Genomic DNA, 15338 nt, shown 5'->3' with positions numbered 1-15338 from the left:
GACCCGTACTCCTTACGCCGCGCCTGTCAGGTCCGCCTCCGTGAGCGAGGTGACCAGGACCGTGCGCGGGCCCGGTTCGATGCCGGGTACCGACGGGACGGCGAGCAGGCGGCACCCCGCGGCCAGCGCGGCGGCGGCGCCCGTGGGGGTGTCCTCGACGGCCAGGCAGTCCTGCGGAGCCACGCCGAGCGCGGCGGCGGCGGCCAGGTACGGGTCGGGGTGCGGCTTTCCGCGTGCGGTCTCGCCCGAGGCGACCGAGGCGTCGAAGCGGTGCCGGCCCAGCGTTTCGAGGACCAGGTCGGCCACGTGCCGCTCGGACGCGGTGACCAGGGCCGTCGGTACGCCGAGGGCGCGCGCCCGGTCCAGGAGGCGGAGGGCGCCCGGCTGGACGGCCACTCCGGCCGCGACCCGCGCGGTGAACTCCTGGTCGAGCCGGGCGGCCGTCTCCGGCTCCGACAGGGCGGTGAGGCCGTCGCGTACGAGCCGGGCCGCCGCGTCGGCCACCGGGGCGCCCGCGAACGGGGCGAGGGTGCCGGTGCCGGCCGGGGAGCCCTGTGTCCGCAGGAACCCGGCGACGGTGTCCAGCCAGGCGTGCTCGGTGTCGACGAGGGTGCCGTCCATGTCGCACAGCAGGGCGGCGGGGCGGGGGAGCGGGGGCATACGGGGCTCGCTGTTCCTGGGGTGGGCTGCGCCGGAAGGGCAGGGAGGGGACGTTCGGGCGGCCGGAGGGCGGGCCGCGGCGGGTCAGTCGGCGGCGGTGCGGACCAGGGGGTTGGCCTGTACCGAGTTGCGGACGGTGAAGACCACCGAGCCGGGCCGGTAGCGGTCCTCCGAGGTCTCCACGGGGCGGCCCTCGGAGGTGGTCGTGGTGCGGCGCACCCGCAGCAGCGGGGAGCCGCGCCGGACGCCGAGTTCGCGGGCGTCCGTGGTGCCCGCGGCGACCGCGTCCAGGTGGTGCTCGCCGTTGCTCATGACGATGCCGGCCTCCTCGTACAGGCTCCGGGTGACCGACTCGCAGTCGTCCGGCAGCCGTTCGACGGCGGCCGCCGCCCACCCGGCGTACACCGTGCGCTCCAGGAGGGCCGGTTCGCCGTCCAGGGTGCGTACCCGCAGGATGTGCAGGACCGGTTCGCCGGGGGCGAGTTGGAGCAGGGCGGCCTGGGCCTCGGTGGCCTTTCCGCGGCGGGAGCGGAGCACCAGGCCGCCGGGGGTGCGGTCGCCCGCCCTGGCCCACTCGGCGAAGCTGCGCAGCTCGGTGAAGCTCTGGCTGGGCGTGGTGGACAGGACGGTCCGGCGGGCGCCCTGCCGGGAGCCGATCAGACCCTCCGACTGGAGCGTGCCGAAGGCCTGGCGGAGGGTGCCCCGGGACACGCCGTGGGCCAGGGCGAGTTCGGACTCGGACGGCAGCTCGGAGCCCACGGGGTGGATGCCTTCGGCGATGGCGCGGCGCAGCTCCTCGGCGATCTGCTGGTGCCGTCGGGTCACGTCTCTCCTTGGGGCTTCCGTGGGGTGCGCCGGACGCGCGGTGCGGTCCGGGTGAGCAGGGACGATCATGTCATCCGCACGGGGTGCGACGCATCTTGGAACTGCGCGCAATCGGTGGTCCGCGGTCGCTGGGGCCCGAAGTGCGAACTCTGCGTCTAACCGGTTTGGGAGTAGGTAAACCTACGTCTTGATAACGCTTCTGACCTGCACTTTTTACCTCCATAAAGCTTTACCCGCCGCTCACTTGGCTGCTAGCTTCACCTGGCTTACTGACGATGGCTTGTCCATACAGGTGGCTCGCCGCAGACCCAGGAGTACGCATCGTGAAGGCACACCATCCCCGCCGCGTCCTGACCGCCGCGGCCCTCGCCGGCCTCACCGCCCTGGTGGCCACCGGCTGTGGCTCCGCACCCGACGACGAGGGTGCGAAGAACAGCAAGGCCGCGAAGGCGGAGTCGGCCGCGGCGCTCGGCGGTATGGAGAAGCTCGTCGCGGCGGCGGAGAAGGAGGGCAAGCTCAACGTCTACGCCCTCGCGCCGGACTGGGCCAACTACGGCGAGATGATCGCGGCCTTCGAGAAGAAGTACGCCATCGAGGTCAACAACGAGGATCCGGGCGGCAGCAGCCAGGGCGCGCTGAACGCCGCGGCCAAGCGCAAGGGCCAGGACCGGGCCGTCGACGCGCTGGACCTGGGCACCTCGTACATGCAGGACGCCAAGAAGCAGGGTCTGCTCGCGCCGTACAAGGTCGCGGGCTGGAAGGGCATCCCGGACGCGCAGAAGCAGCCGGACGCCTCCTTCATGAACAACTACGGCGGCTTCATCTCCATCGGCTGTGACGCCAAGGCCGTGAAGAACTGCCCGGAGACGTTCGCGGACCTGCTCAAGCCCGAGTACCGGAACAAGGTCGCGCTCAACGGCGACCCGACCGAGTCCAGCTCCGCGCTGGCCGCGGTCGTCGCCGCGTCGCTGGCCAACGGCGGTTCCCTGGACGACGCGCAGCCCGGTCTCGACTTCTTCCAGCAGCTGAAGAAGAAGGGCAACTTCGTGCCCGCGAAGTCGACGCTCGCCACCATCCAGCAGGGCGAGACGCCGATCTCGATCGACTGGGACTACCTCAACCTGGGGTACGGCCAGAAGCTGGCGTCCAAGGGCGTCGACTGGCAGGTCGCGGTGCCCTCCGACGGGCTGTACTCGCGCTACTACAACCAGGGCGTCAACAAGTACGCCCCGCACCCGGCCGCCGCCCGTCTGTGGCTGGAGTTCATCTACAGCCCCGAGGGCCAGAACATCTGGCTCAAGGGCTTCTCCCGCCCGGCGCTCCTGGACGCGATGAAGAAGGACGGCACCGCCGACAACGCCGCCCTGGCCAAGATTCCCGAGGTCCACGGAACGCCGAAGGAGCCGACCGTGGACCAGGAGGCCAAGGCCAAGGAGACGGTCGTGCAGGGCTGGGGCAAGGCGGTCAGCTGAGCATGGCCGATCAGACCGCACCTTCCCCCGCGGGCAGCGGAGCCGCCGTCCTGGCGGCCTCCGCGCCCGCGGCGGGCCCGGCCGCCCCCGCCGGCTCCGTGCCTCCGGTACGGGACGGCGGCGGCCGCCGCCGTGGCGCGCGGCGGCACCGGTGGCCCGTCGTCGTTCCCTTCTTCGCGTTCCTCGCCGTGTGCTTCGGGCTGCCCGCCGGGACCATGGTGTACGGGGCGTTCACCGTCGTCGACCCGGCGAGCGGCGAGGGCCGGTTCTCCACGGAGAACGTCGGCGGTTCGCTGTCGGGGGCGTACGCGACCGGGCTCACCGGCAGCGTCGAACTCTCGCTCGTGACCGCCCTGTTGGCGACCGTGATCGGCACCCTGATCGCGCAGGCCGTCGTCAGCTCGCCGCGCCCGGCGTTGCGGGGCGTCGTCGTCTCGGCCAGCGGGGTGCTCGCCAACTTCTCCGGTGCGCCGCTCGCCTTCGCCTTCATCGCGACGCTCGGCACCACCGGCACGGTGACCCAGCTGCTCCACCTGGACCGGACGGGCTTCAGCCTCTACAGCTTCACCGGCCTGGTGCTGGCCTACCTCTACTTCATGGTGCCGCTGATGGTGGTGACCGTCCTGCCCGCGCTGGACGGGCTGCGCTCCCAGTGGCAGGAGGCCGCCGCGTCCTGCGGGGCGACCCGGGGGCAGTACTGGCGGCACGTCGGCATCCCGGTGCTGACCCCGTCGCTGCTCGGCGGCGCGGTGCTGATGTTCGGCACGGCGTTCGCCTCGCACGCCACCGCCGCCGTGATGGTCGGCTCCTCGCAGCCGCTGATCACCATCCAGATCGCCAACGCCCTCAACGGCAACGTCCTGGTGGGCCAGGAGAACCTCGCCCTCGCCATGAGCCTCAACATGGTCGTGATCGCGCTGCTCGTGATGGCCGTACAGATACCGCTGCAGCGCAGGAGCACCCGATGGCTCGGATGAAGTTCACCTCGCGGGGCGTCGTCCTGCCGCTCGCCGCGCTGTATTTCCTGGTTCCGATCGGGGCCTCGGTCTGGTTCAGCGTCAACGAGGTCGAGGGCATCAGCTTCGACGCGTACACCAAGGGTCTCGGCACCGAGGGGCTGACCACCAGCCTGATGCTCTCGGTGCGTCTGGGGCTGGCCACCATCGTCTGCGGGCTGCTGCTGATGGTGCCGACGCTGGTCGCGATCTCGCTCTATCTGCCGAGGCTGCGCCGGATCGTCGAGATCCTCTGCATGATGCCGCTGGTCGTGCCGCCGATCGCGCTGGTCGCGGGCGTCACCACGGTGCTGTCCTGGGAACAGGACCTGGCCGACACGCCCCTGTACATGACCTTCCAGGTGCTGCGGGACGAGGATTTCCCGCTGATCCTCGTGCTCGTCTACACGGTGATGTCCCTGCCGTTCCTGTACCGCTCGCTGGACGCCGGGCTGCGCGCCGTCGACCTGCGCACCCTCGTCGAGGCCGCCCGCAGCCTGGGCGCGTCCCGCCTGCAGACGCTGTGGCAGGTGATCGTGCCGAACCTGCGGACCGCCGTGGTGGGCGGGGCCGTGCTCAGCCTGGCCATGGTGCTCGGCGAGTACACCGTCGCCTCCGTGCTCTCCTACCGCCCGTTCTCCGTGTGGATGGTGGAGATCAAGGACTCCGAGGCCCAGCTGTCGGTGGCGGCCGCGATGCTCAGCCTGCTGATCACCTGGGGGCTGCTGCTCCTGCTCACCACCCTGGCCGGTGGCCGCAGCCGCCGTCGTACGCGCCCGGGCTCCGTCCGCGAGAACCGCGAGAACCGAAAGAAGACCGTGTCATGACCGTCCCCGTGCAACTCAAGCAACTGCGCCGGAAGTTCGGCTCCACGGTCGCTCTCGACGGACTCGATCTGGACATCGCCCCGGGCGAGATGGTGGCTCTGCTGGGCCCGTCCGGCTGCGGCAAGACGACCGCGCTGCGCATCATCGCCGGGTTCGAGAGCGCCGACGGCGGCGAACTGCTGATGGACGGCCAGGACGTCACCTCGGTCCCGGCCCACCGCCGTGACATCGGCATGGTATTCCAGTCGTACAGCCTCTTCCCGAACATGACGGCCGCCGAGAACATCGCGTACGGCCTGCGGGTACGGGGCCGGGGCGCCGCGGAGCGCAAGCAGCGGGCGGGGGAGCTGCTGGAGCTGGTCGGCCTGCCCGGCCGCGAGGGCCACTATCCGCACCAGCTGTCCGGCGGCCAGCAGCAGCGTGTGGCGCTCGCCCGCGCGCTGGCGATCTCGCCCAAGGTGCTGCTCCTGGACGAGCCGCTGTCCGCGCTCGACGCCAAGGTGCGGCTGAATCTGCGCGAGGAGATCCGGCGCATCCAGCTGGACCTCGGCATCACCACCGTCTTCGTCACCCATGACCAGGAGGAGGCGCTGTCCATGGCGGACCGCGTCGCCGTGATGAAGGACGGCCGGCTCGAACAGTGCGCCGCGCCCGGTGAGTTGTACGACCGCCCGGCCACGCCCTTCGTCGCCGAGTTCGTCGGGACCATGAACCGGCTGCCGGGCACCGTGCGGGACGGCGGGATCGTCGAGCTGTTCGGGCGGCGGCTGCCCATCCACGGCGCGACCCCCGCCGCCGGCGCGGAGGTCGACGTACTGCTGCGCCCCGAGGGGCTGGCGGTCGGAGCCGCCGACGACACGGCGGGCACCCCCGCGACCGTACGGGTGGCGACCTTCCTCGGGCCCACCACCCGGCTGCACCTCACCACCGACTCCGGCGTCGAGTGCAAGGCCGACCTGCCCAGCTGGGAGGCGACCGCGCTGACGCCGGGAGCACGCTGCACGATCACCCCGCACGAGAACCCCGTGCTCGTCGCCGAGCGCGCCGTCCTCCCGTCCCCGAAGGTGTAAGTGAAGGAGTGAGCAACCAGTGAGTGCCAAGCGCCGTGTGTTCCTGTCCGCCACCGGAGCGGCCGTCGCCCTCGCCGCGACCGCGGCCGTGGCGGTCGCCGGTCCGGCGGACCGGCCCGACGAGGCCACGAAGCCCGGCCGGCCGGCCGCCGCGAGCGAGCTGCGCGTCATGACCCTGAACCTGTGGCACGGCGGGGCCAAGGTCGACGACGGTCTGGCCAAGCAGGTCGCCGTGATCAAGAAGCACCGGCCCGATGTGGTCGGACTCCAGGAGACCTCCGGGCACTCCGCGAAGGAGCTGGCGGAGGAGCTGGGCTGGGACCACTGGCAGTCCGATGCCGACCTGGGCATCATCAGCCGCTTCCCGTTCAGCTCGGAGGTGGAGACCAGCCAGGCGGCGGCGGGCGTCCGCATCCGGATCGACGAGGCCACCGGCCAGGAGGTCGAACTCTGGACGGCGCACCTCGGCTACGACCCGTACGGCCCGTACGACGCCTGCTTCGACGAGATGCCGGTCGAGGAGATCTTCCTGCGGGAGGCGCAGTCCGGGCGCACCCCGCAGGCCGAGGCCATCGCCAAGGACCTCGCGCCGAAGATCGCCGCGGCGGACGAGACGCCGGTGCTGCTCGTCGGCGACTTCAACACGCCCTCGCACCTGGACTGGACCGAGGCGACCAAGGACAGCCACTGCGGTTACGGACAGGTCGACTGGCCCGTCACCAAGATCTTCGAGGGCGCCGGTCTGAAGGACTCCTTCCGGGAGGCCAACCCGGACCCGGCGGCGGTGCCCGGCACCACCTGGTCGCCCGTCTACCCGAAGCACGAGGGCTCCACGGGCGTCGACGAGCCGCAGGACCGGATCGACTTCATCGACTACGCGGGCGACAAGCTCACGGTGAAGGAGTCGGTGTCCTTCGTCGACGGCGACCCGAAGCCGGTCCCGGACCAGGCGGGCAACGTGTGGCCCACGGACCACGCGGCGGTCCTGACGACGTTCACGGTGGGCTGAGGCCGAGGCGCGGCCGACGGGGGCCCGGGACCGGTACGCCGGGTCCCGGGCCCCTTCGCTCACCGGCTCACCGGCTCACAGGGTGCGGTGGACCTTCGTGTTGGAGGCCTGGGCGCGCGGGCGGACCACCAGGAGGTCGATGTTGACGTGGCTGGGGCGGGTGACGGCCCAGCCGATCGTGTCGGCCACGTCCTCGGCGGTCAGCGGGGCGTCGACGCCCGCGTAGACCTTGGCGGCCTTCTCGGTGTCGCCGCGGAAGCGGGTGGTGGCGAACTCCTCGGTCCTGACCATGCCGGGGGCCACCTCGATGACGCGGACCGGGGTGCCGACGATCTCCAGGCGCAGGGTCTCGGCCAGGACGTGTTCGCCGTGCTTGGCCGCCACGTAGCCGCCGCCGCCCTCGTACGAGGACAGCGCCGCGGTCGAGGAGAGGATCACGATCGTGCCGTCGCCGCTCGCGGTGAGGGCGGGCAGCAGGGCCTGGGTGACGTTGAGGGTGCCGATGACGTTGGTCTCGTACATCTGCCGCCAGTCGGCGGGGTCGCCGGTCGCGACCGGGTCGGCCCCGAGCGCCCCGCCCGCGTTGTTGACGAGGACGGCGAGCGAGCGGAACGCGGTGGCGAACTCGTCGACCGCCGCCCGGTCGGTGACGTCCAGCGCGTAGGCCGTCGCCTGGAGACCGGCCTCGGTGAGCTCGGCGGCGAGTGCCTCGATGCGGTCCTTGCGGCGGGCGGTCAGCACGACCCGGAAGCCGGCGGCGGCCAGCGTACGGGCGGTCGCGGCGCCGATGCCGCTGCTCGCGCCGGTGATGACGGCGATGGGGGTGGCGGCCATGGCGATCTCCTCGGACAGCTGATCGGGTACCGGGAAAGGATAGGCAGGCGTCGCGGGGCACCCGGGCGCGCGGGGCGGCCGTGGGCTGTGTGGCCGTGGGCTGTGCGGGTGGGGGAGAGCGCGTCAGGGCGGTACGTTCATCGGACTAATCGGTGTGATCGGTATGTTCCGGGCATGCTGATGCTGAGCCGAAGACTGTTGATGCCGCTGTCCGTCGCCGTCGCCGTGGCCGCGGCGACGACCGTGCCGGCCGCGACGGCGGTGCCGGTGCGGATGCCGGTGCCGCGGCCGGCGGTGGCGGCGGACACCGACCCCGTCACCTTCGCCGCCGAGCCGGTGGCCCCGGCCGCTCCCGCCGCCCCTGCCGCGTCCGTCTCGTCGGCCGCGTCCGCCGCGTCCGCCGTGTCCGAGGCGGACATCGCCCATCACGGGCACGTCGCCTTCTGGAGCGACCAGCTGGAGATCCGGCTGCGGACCGCGAACCGGGGGCCCGCCGATGTGTCCGCCTCGACGGTGCGGCTGCGGTTCTCCGAGCCGCTGGCCGTACGGCAGCAGCTTCCGCCGGGCTGCCTGTGGGGCGGCAGGGCGGCGGTGCTGTGCGAGACGGGCGCGCTGGCCAAGGGCGGGCAGACCCGGCGGACCGCGCTGGACCTGCGGCTGGCCGGCCGCCCGGCCGAGGTGGTCGTGCGGGTCGATACGGTGTGGAGCGGCGGGGCGCGCGACGCGGACTCCGGGAACGACACGCACACGGTGCTGGCGCCCTCGACGGGTGACCCGTACGCCTTCTGACGCCTTTTGACATCTTCTGGTGTCTTCTGGCGTCTTCGGTGTGGCGGGCCTTCGCCGTCACGCGGTCATGCCGCTACGCCGCCGCGCCCCCGAACTCGCGGACCGCCTCGGACACGATCGTCTCCAGGTGGCCGTGGTGGGCGCCGCGCCAGTACACCCGGTCGCACTCCGTGCACTGGGCGAACACGTCGTACGCCTGCTGCGTGCCGTGCTCCAGCAGTGCGCTCACGGAGTCCTTGGCGGCCCCGGCCAGGGTGCCGTTGCACGCGGTGCAGCGGGTCCACGGGTCCAGGACCGGAGCGAACCGGCCGAGGACGTCGCGGAGTTGCTCCTTGGGGCGGTCGCTGTAGACGTACGCGCCCGCCCAGATCTCACGGCGGCGCAGCAGCCCGCGGTCCCGGGAGAGCAGGACGCGCCGCTCCCGTGCCGAGAGGGTGGCCAGGGCGGGGTCGCCGATGTCCTCGCTCTCGTACGCCGCGTCGACGCCCAGGAGCTGCAACCGGCGGGCCAGCGTGCCGAGATGGACGTCGAGGAGGAAGCGCAGCGGCGCGCCGGGCACCCGCTGCGGGCGTTCCACGGCACGCACCTCGACGTGCTCGCCGGGGCCCGGCACATGCGAGCGGGCCACCGGACCGCCGTTCACCAGCAGCGTTCCGGCCTCGGTGAGCGGGACGCCGAGGGACTCGATGACATGGCCGAGGGTCGAGGAGCCGTCCGTGACGAGGGGCGTGGGCCCGCCACGGCGGTCGTGCGGGACGAAGAGCCGCAGCTCAGGGGCTACTTCGAGGGTGATCTCGGGTCCGTTCACCCGGCCAGGATGCCACCGGGGCGGGACGGGCGGCCAGGCATGTGGCAGGGGGCGGGCGGGGGGCCCGGGGGCGTGCGGGGGCGCGACCGCGCGCCGTCAGCGCGGGGCGAACGCGGTCGGGGGGACGCCGACCGTCGCGGTGAAGTCCCGCACCAGATGGGCCTGGTCGCTGTAGCCGAGGTCCGTCGCGAGCCGGGCCCAGTCGACGGCCGGGTCGGATCCGGCGCGCTCCAGCGCCTCGTGGATGCGGTAGCGGAGGATGACCCACTTGGGTCCGACGCCGACGTACGCGGCGAAGAGCCGTTGCAGGGAGCGGGCGGAGAGCCCCGTGTCCTGGGCGAGCCGATCGGCCCGGCGCACCGTGCGGTCGGTGCGCACCCGGTCGACGGCGGTCATCGCCAGCGTCGCCCGGGGGTCGGGGCGGGGTTCCAGGCCCAGCAGGAAGGCGTCCAGCGCCGCGACCCGCGCGTCCTCGTCGTCCGGGCCCAGGACCGCGTCGACGGGCGGCGGCGACCGCAGCACCTCGGCGGCGGGAACGTGGCGCCCGGTGAGGTCGCAGACGTCGTGCTCCGGCGCGAACGGGCGGAAGCCGCCGGGCCGGAACTGCACCCCGCAGACCCGCCCGCGCCCGGCCAGCTTCCGGGTGAAGAGCCCCGGGTCGACGCCCGCGACCTCGGCGTACCCGGACCGCTCCTCGGGCGTCGCCCCGGCCTCGTACCGCTGGAGGACCAGGTTCACCGACGGGTGCGGGACGACATGGGCGGCGTACGGCTCGGTGAGGTCCCAGTCGATCAGCCAGTAGTGCTCCAGGTACGGGCGCAGCGCGGCGGCGGGCTCGCGGCGGCGGAAGCGTACGTGGGCGAAGAGGTCCGGGGCGTCGACGATGCCCCGGGTGTCGCGGCGGGGTCCGGCGGCCATGCCACGATCCTAGGACTCCCGATCGGTGGCCGCCTGTCGTGTTTCTTCAAGACGTGGGGTGGGGCGCGGCGCAGGCTGGACGGCATGACGCAGAAGATCAGTGAACTGCTGGAAGCCGCCGCGGCCCGGGCGCTGCCCGTGGTCCGGGGCATCGACGAGAGCCGGCTGGGCGACCGTACGCCGTGCGCCGAGTACGACGTACGGGCGCTGCTGAACCACCTGTTCCTGGTGGTGGTGAACTTCCAGGCGCTCGCGGCCCGTGAGGAGGTGGATTTCGGCCAGGAGCCGGAGTTCGTGACGGGCGACTGGCGGGCGAGGTTCGCCGAGGAGACCGACCGGCTGGCGGCGGCGTGGGACGCGCCGGGCGCCGAGGAGGGCACGACCGGGCAGATGGGGCTGCCGGCCCGGACGGTGGGGCTGATGGTGCTCGGCGACCTGACCGTGCACGCCTGGGACCTGGCGCGGGCGACCGGCACGGACTTCGAGCCGGACCGGAGCGTGCTCGACGAGGTGGGCCCGGGGCTCGCGGCGATGGCCCCGCAGGCCCGCGCGATGAAGGTGTTCGGCGAGCCGTTCCCGGTGGGTGAGGGGGCTAGCGCCTTCGAGCGGCTGCTGGCGGTGACGGGGCGCGATCCGGGCTGGCGTCCGGCCGGGACGGGCGGGGGCTGAACCTGGCGGGCGGTCCGCCGAGCCCGGCGGGCGGTCCGGCGGGGCACGGGGTGGTGGCCGGGGCGTCGTAGAGGGGGCCGAGGGCGGCGTACGCGTCGTCGACGACGTCCGCGGCCAGGACCAGCATGTCCTGCTCCGCCAGCCGGGCGGCCCGGTGGGTGTACGGGGACGGTGGCGCCGGGTGCCTGCGGCGCCACCAGCAGTCGCAGGCCGCGTAGATGCCGCCGCCGAAGACGAGCACGGGGATGGACAGGGCCAGCAGAACGTCGCCCACGGCGGACCTCCTCGATGGTCGGTGTCCTGTGCATCGGCGTGTGAGGTGGTGGCGCTGAAGACCGGCTTCGGCCAAATTCGCCGTGATACATGGCTCGATCCGACCGAATGTGTGCACGTGAGAGCGCCTGTCTGAACGGTTCGACCGGCTGTACGGCCGTACACAAGGGACATTCGGCCAGTTCTCCCGGATCCGGCCGAAGCCCTTCGGTCGGATCCGGGAATATCGAGATGAGCGTGGGGAAAAGGTCCTGCTATCCGGTGAAGCCGGTCGGTGGGCCGGTGTATGCCACTCCTTCGCAATCCTCCGAATTGCGTTGAATCCGGGCCGCCCATCGAATACTTCAGGCCATAACACCCCGCGCTCTCTCCCGTAGCCGTCTAGGATCGTGAATATGACGGCATACTCGGGTGTGGCACCGGGGGTTCGCGAGCTTTCCGCGCTGACCATCAGCAAGGTCGCGGTCGGACCCGGCGACAACAACTGCTATCTGTTGCACTGTCATTCGACCGGAAAGCGGTTGATGATCGACGCGGCGAATGAGCCGGAAGTGCTGCTCGACTTCTGCGACCGACGGCTGGACGCCGTCGTGACCACGCATCAGCACTGGGACCACTGGGAGAACGGCCTCGCCGCGGTGGTCGACGCCACGGGCGCCACGACCTACGCCGGGGAGCCCGATGTGCCGGGCATCAAGGTGCCCACGGACGTTGCTCTGCACGACGGCGACATCATCACCTGCGGCGCGTTCGAACTGCGGGTGATCCGGCTGACCGGCCACACTCCGGGCAGCGTCGCGCTGCTGTACGACGACCCGGAAGGCCATCCGCACCTTTTCACCGGCGACTCGCTCTTCCCCGGCGGCCTGGGAAACACCTTCGGCGACCCCGATGCATTCGCCTCCCTCCTGAAGGACGTGGAGGAGAAGATCTTCGACAGGCTGCCGGACTCGACATGGGTCTACCCGGGGCACGGAAAGGATACGGAAATCGGCGTCGAGCGGCCCTCGCTCCCTGAATGGCGGGCGCGCGGCTGGTAGGCGTTTCTTGTATTTCGGCGAGTGCGGGGGGCATCGCCGAGCCGGGATCGTGGGCCACCGGACCACGCGGCAGATTCCTCCTCGTGAAAGTGTCGTTGAGTTTATCTGCCGAAGGTAGGGTCAATGAGATTTCAGGTGCTCGGGCATCTGGAGGTAGAAGCATCCGAGCGTCGGCTTCCCTCTCTCCGTCCCCGCCATACACGGTTCTTGGCACGTCTGCTGCTGAGTCCGAACACCCTCGTGTCGATCGGTGCGCTCACCGAGGCGCTCTGGGACGGTGTGCCGCCCGCGTCGGCGGAACGGCAGGTCCAGAACGTGGCGTCGCAGCTGCGTCAGGCGTGGCTGGGCGCCGGTGTGACCGAGGCCAACGAGGTCGTGCGTACCGGCCGGGCGGGATACTCCCTCGACATCGACCTGGACCGCATCGATCTGCATGTCTTCCGCGGTCTGGTCGCCCGGGCCGCCGGTCTCAGCGATGCGGGCGATCCGGCAGCGGCGGCGGGGAAGCTGCGAGAGGCGCTGGCGCTGTGGCGGGGGCCCGCCTTCGCGGGTATCGACACCCAGGTGATCCAGGGGAACGCGCTGCTCATCGACGAAGAGCGACCGGCTGCCTGGGAGGAGTGCATGCGGCTGGAGCTGCAGACCGGTCTGCACGGCCGCGTGGTGACCGAACTCGCCTCCCTCGTCGCGGAGTTCCCCTTCCGCGAGCAGCTCACCGGACTCTTCATGACGGCCCTTTACCGCACGGGCCGGCAGGCGGCCGCCCTGCAGACCTATCAGCAGGCTCGCGCCCGGTTGAACGACGAGCTGGGAATCGACCCCGGCCCCGAGTTGCAGGAGCTCCACACAAGGATCCTGCGGAGCGATCCGACGCTCCTCGGGCCGACGGCGGAGGGGAGGGCCGAAGTCGCCGCGCCTGCGGCCGGTGTCGGGAACGCGCCGCCGGCGCCGAGCCAGATTCCTCCGCCGGACGGGTCCTTCACCGGACGCCGGGACGAATTGGCGCTGCTCTCGGAGCACTGCGGCGAAGCTCAGGTTCTCGTGGTCGCCGGCGCGGCGGGCATGGGAAAGACATCGCTCGTCGTGGAGTGGGCGCACCGGGTCCGGGACCGTTTCCCGGACGGCCAGATCTTTCTCGATCTGCGCGGTCACAGTGCGGACAGCAGTAGTTCGGCGGACAGCGTGCTCGAACACATTCTGGAAAGTCTGGACCTCTCGCCGCCGAACACGTCCGTCCCGCCGGAGAAGCGCGTCGCCCTGTACCGATCGGCTGTGGCGGACAAGAAGCTGCTGATCGTTCTGGACAACGCCGGGACGATCGATCACATTCTGCCCGCCGTGCCGACCGGCGGCGGTTCACAACTGGTGGTGACCAGCCGCAACAGCCTTGCCGCTCTCCACACCCGTGTCGCGGTCAAGGGGGTGGCCCTCGGCGGGCTCAGCCGGGCGGAGAGCCGCTCCATCATCACCGGAGCCTCGGGAGCCTCGGGAGCAGCGGGTGGGGTGCCGGAGGGGCAGGGGCGAGGGGCGGCGCTGGACCGGCTGCTCGATCTGTGCGACGGGATGCCGCTGGCTTTGCGTATCCTCGCCGCCCGGATGATGGCGGACCGTTCCCTCACGGTCGAGCAACTGGCCGCCGGCCTCGCCCGCGACGGTGTGCCCCTCGACGGCTTCGCCATCGACGGCGACACCCGCAGCGTCCGATCGGTTCTGGCGAACACCTGCGCGACGCTGTCGGAGGACGACGCACGGCTGTTCCGGCTGCTCGCGGTGCACCCCGGACGCCGGATGCGGGCCGAGACGGTGGCGGCCATGGCGGCGGTCCCGTTGCCGGCCGTGCGGCGCGGCCTCGGCAACCTGCTCGCGCTGCACCTGGTCACCAAGGCCGGTGAGAACCACCTGGCCATGCATGATCTGGTTCAGTCCTTCGCCGCTGAACGCCTGGCCGCACAGGCGCGGGAGGACCGGCCGGCCGAAGCCCTGGACCGCCTCCTGAACTGGTATCTGTCGGTGGCCGCCATGGCCAACGGTGTGCTGCGGCCCGATCGCGACGCCTTCGCCGGCCGCGGGGAACGGACCGAGTCCTTCGTCGAGCAGTTCGCCAAGGACGTCGACGCGATCACGTTCTTCGACCAGGAGAAGGAGAATCTGGCGCCGGCCATAGCCGCCGCGGTCCGCCACGACATCGACCGGGCCGTGGAACTGCTCTACCACCTGCACAGCTACTTCCTTCGGACCGGCTTCTCCAGTGCCGATATGGACGCCTGGAAGCACTGCGGGGACAACGCGTCCAGGGTCCGCGATCCGCTGCTCCGTGCGCATCTGCACCATGCGCTGGGGGGTGCGCTCGTGGTCACGCACGACCTCGACGCCGCGATCGGGCAGCTCTTCCTGGCGACGGAGCTCTACGAGGGCCAGGGGGAGCCGGCCGGGGCCGCCGGTTCCCGTCTGGGCCTCGGGTTCGCCTATGAGCTGCAGGGCCGGTACCAGGACGCTCTGGCCGAGCACGAGTTGGCGCTCGGTCTCGCCAGGACGGCGGGGAACATCACGCTCGTCGTGCACGCGCTCAACAACTCGGCGGACGCGCTGATGGCCCTCGACGACATCGAGGCAGGGCTGGAGCGGCTGAGGGCCGGACGCGAACTCGCCCAGGAGCACGGCCTTCGGCACCACGAGGCCGCGATCCTCAGCAGCATCGGTGCGCTCTTCCTCCGGCAGCGCGACTACCCGCGGGCACTGACCCATCTGCACGAAGGGCTCGTGCTGATGCGGAAGTCCGGGTTCCGTACGGCCGAGGCGGACACCCTCGCCCGCATCGGGCATGCGGTCATGGGGTCCGGTGACGCCGCCACCGCCGTCGAGTGGTTCCGCAAGGCGCAGGAGGTCTACCGCCGGAACAGCGACGCGACGGGCGAGGCCGAGATGGCGCGTCTGATCGGCCGCACCGGTGGATGAAAGGTGGATGACAGCGCGATGCAAGCTCTGACGAAGCTGACCGGTGACGGACCGGAGGGGCGGAGCGCGACGGGGGATTCACCGCCTCCATCCCCATCGGTTCCGTTTCCGATGAAATCGCATATTTCGAGGGAGGAAGTCACCATGGAGCAGGTCGTGGAGATCATCGAGGTCATCGAGTCGCTCGACGGGAC

The 15338-nt window shown here is 71.6% G+C and carries 15 protein-coding genes; 9 read left to right on the top strand and 6 right to left on the bottom strand.

From position 1 onward, the window contains the following. Positions 1-12: 12 nt before the first annotated feature. Positions 13-660, bottom strand: a complete 648-nt coding sequence (locus ACSMXR_RS15380) for an HAD family hydrolase (protein WP_473172122.1) — start codon at positions 658-660, stop codon at positions 13-15. A gap of 84 nt (positions 661-744) precedes the next feature. Then, positions 745-1485 carry a GntR family transcriptional regulator gene (locus ACSMXR_RS15375; RefSeq protein WP_137234203.1) on the bottom strand — a complete coding sequence of 247 codons (741 nt, stop codon included), beginning with the start codon at positions 1483-1485 and terminating at the stop codon, positions 745-747. A gap of 323 nt (positions 1486-1808) precedes the next feature. On the opposite strand from ACSMXR_RS15375, the gene ACSMXR_RS15370 reads away from it, so the two are divergent. Genes ACSMXR_RS15370 through ACSMXR_RS15350 form a run of 5 tightly spaced genes read left to right on the top strand, consistent with a single transcriptional unit; the run spans position 1809 to position 6858 of the window. Next, positions 1809-2957: an extracellular solute-binding protein gene (locus ACSMXR_RS15370; protein ID WP_376186756.1), complete on the top strand. Its 1149-nt coding sequence runs from the start codon at positions 1809-1811 to the stop codon at positions 2955-2957. Positions 2958-2959: 2 nt separating this feature from the next. After that, positions 2960-3934: an ABC transporter permease gene (locus tag ACSMXR_RS15365; protein WP_170994654.1), complete on the top strand. Its 975-nt coding sequence runs from the start codon at positions 2960-2962 to the stop codon at positions 3932-3934. Continuing rightward, positions 3922-4779, top strand: coding sequence for an ABC transporter permease (locus tag ACSMXR_RS15360; protein WP_137234201.1), 858 nt, complete (start codon positions 3922-3924; stop codon positions 4777-4779). Before ACSMXR_RS15365 ends, ACSMXR_RS15360 begins: the two co-directional genes overlap by 13 nt. Continuing rightward, the gene (locus tag ACSMXR_RS15355) at positions 4776-5849 is read left to right on the top strand and encodes an ABC transporter ATP-binding protein (RefSeq protein ID WP_473172121.1); all 1074 of its coding nucleotides are present in this window, start codon (positions 4776-4778) and stop codon (positions 5847-5849) included. Before ACSMXR_RS15360 ends, ACSMXR_RS15355 begins: the two co-directional genes overlap by 4 nt. A gap of 19 nt (positions 5850-5868) precedes the next feature. Then, positions 5869-6858 carry an endonuclease/exonuclease/phosphatase family protein gene (locus ACSMXR_RS15350; RefSeq protein ID WP_376186760.1) on the top strand — a complete coding sequence of 330 codons (990 nt, stop codon included), beginning with the start codon at positions 5869-5871 and terminating at the stop codon, positions 6856-6858. Between the two features lie 75 nt (positions 6859-6933). On the opposite strand, the gene ACSMXR_RS15345 is transcribed toward ACSMXR_RS15350, so the two are convergent. After that, positions 6934-7692, bottom strand: a complete 759-nt coding sequence (locus ACSMXR_RS15345) for an SDR family NAD(P)-dependent oxidoreductase (protein ID WP_030088106.1) — start codon at positions 7690-7692, stop codon at positions 6934-6936. A 174-nt stretch (positions 7693-7866) separates the two neighbouring features. Between ACSMXR_RS15345 and ACSMXR_RS15340 the strand changes: the two genes are divergently transcribed. Next, the gene (locus tag ACSMXR_RS15340; RefSeq protein ID WP_473172120.1) at positions 7867-8481 is read left to right on the top strand and encodes a hypothetical protein; all 615 of its coding nucleotides are present in this window, start codon (positions 7867-7869) and stop codon (positions 8479-8481) included. 73 nt (positions 8482-8554) lie between these two features. Here the strand turns inward: ACSMXR_RS15340 and ACSMXR_RS15335 are convergent, their stop codons facing one another. Together ACSMXR_RS15335 and ACSMXR_RS15330 are read right to left on the bottom strand one after the other, a co-directional pair. Next, positions 8555-9289 (bottom strand): Mut7-C RNAse domain-containing protein, encoded by a 735-nt coding sequence (locus tag ACSMXR_RS15335; protein WP_473172119.1) that lies wholly within the window; start codon positions 9287-9289, stop codon positions 8555-8557. A 96-nt stretch (positions 9290-9385) separates the two neighbouring features. After that, positions 9386-10207 carry a DUF6597 domain-containing transcriptional factor gene (locus tag ACSMXR_RS15330; RefSeq protein ID WP_473172118.1) on the bottom strand — a complete coding sequence of 274 codons (822 nt, stop codon included), beginning with the start codon at positions 10205-10207 and terminating at the stop codon, positions 9386-9388. Positions 10208-10291: 84 nt separating this feature from the next. On the opposite strand from ACSMXR_RS15330, the gene ACSMXR_RS15325 reads away from it, so the two are divergent. Continuing rightward, positions 10292-10876 carry a TIGR03086 family metal-binding protein gene (locus ACSMXR_RS15325; protein WP_473172117.1) on the top strand — a complete coding sequence of 195 codons (585 nt, stop codon included), beginning with the start codon at positions 10292-10294 and terminating at the stop codon, positions 10874-10876. Here the strand turns inward: ACSMXR_RS15325 and ACSMXR_RS15320 are convergent. Next, positions 10800-11150, bottom strand: a complete 351-nt coding sequence (locus ACSMXR_RS15320) for a hypothetical protein (RefSeq protein WP_473172116.1) — start codon at positions 11148-11150, stop codon at positions 10800-10802. The genes ACSMXR_RS15325 and ACSMXR_RS15320 overlap by 77 nt on opposite strands. A 394-nt stretch (positions 11151-11544) precedes the next feature. On the opposite strand from ACSMXR_RS15320, the gene ACSMXR_RS15315 reads away from it, so the two are divergent. Both ACSMXR_RS15315 and ACSMXR_RS15310 read left to right on the top strand, forming a co-directional pair. After that, positions 11545-12189 (top strand): MBL fold metallo-hydrolase, encoded by a 645-nt coding sequence (locus ACSMXR_RS15315; RefSeq protein ID WP_137234194.1) that lies wholly within the window; start codon positions 11545-11547, stop codon positions 12187-12189. Positions 12190-12396: 207 nt separating this feature from the next. Next, positions 12397-15144 carry an AfsR/SARP family transcriptional regulator gene (locus ACSMXR_RS15310; RefSeq protein WP_473172115.1) on the top strand — a complete coding sequence of 916 codons (2748 nt, stop codon included), beginning with the start codon at positions 12397-12399 and terminating at the stop codon, positions 15142-15144. Positions 15145-15338 lie beyond the last annotated feature (194 nt).

Source organism: Streptomyces sp. DSM 106670, from assembly GCF_055792845.1.
This window is presented reverse-complemented; position numbering and strand designations above follow the sequence as displayed.

Bases quoted from the DNA above. Each gene is read 5' to 3' on its own strand.
- ACSMXR_RS15380 (WP_473172122.1), bottom strand. From the start codon at position 660: ATGCCCCCGCTCCCCCGCCCCGCCGCCCTGCTGTGCGACATGGACGGC.
- ACSMXR_RS15365 (WP_170994654.1), top strand. From the start codon at position 2,960: ATGGCCGATCAGACCGCACCTTCCCCCGCGGGCAGCGGAGCCGCCGTC.
- ACSMXR_RS15360 (WP_137234201.1), top strand. From the start codon at position 3,922: ATGGCTCGGATGAAGTTCACCTCGCGGGGCGTCGTCCTGCCGCTCGCC.
- ACSMXR_RS15355 (WP_473172121.1), top strand. From the start codon at position 4,776: ATGACCGTCCCCGTGCAACTCAAGCAACTGCGCCGGAAGTTCGGCTCC.
- ACSMXR_RS15345 (WP_030088106.1), bottom strand. From the start codon at position 7,692: ATGGCCGCCACCCCCATCGCCGTCATCACCGGCGCGAGCAGCGGCATC.
- ACSMXR_RS15340 (WP_473172120.1), top strand. From the start codon at position 7,867: ATGCTGATGCTGAGCCGAAGACTGTTGATGCCGCTGTCCGTCGCCGTC.
- ACSMXR_RS15330 (WP_473172118.1), bottom strand. From the start codon at position 10,207: ATGGCCGCCGGACCCCGCCGCGACACCCGGGGCATCGTCGACGCCCCG.
- ACSMXR_RS15325 (WP_473172117.1), top strand. From the start codon at position 10,292: ATGACGCAGAAGATCAGTGAACTGCTGGAAGCCGCCGCGGCCCGGGCG.
- ACSMXR_RS15315 (WP_137234194.1), top strand. From the start codon at position 11,545: ATGACGGCATACTCGGGTGTGGCACCGGGGGTTCGCGAGCTTTCCGCG.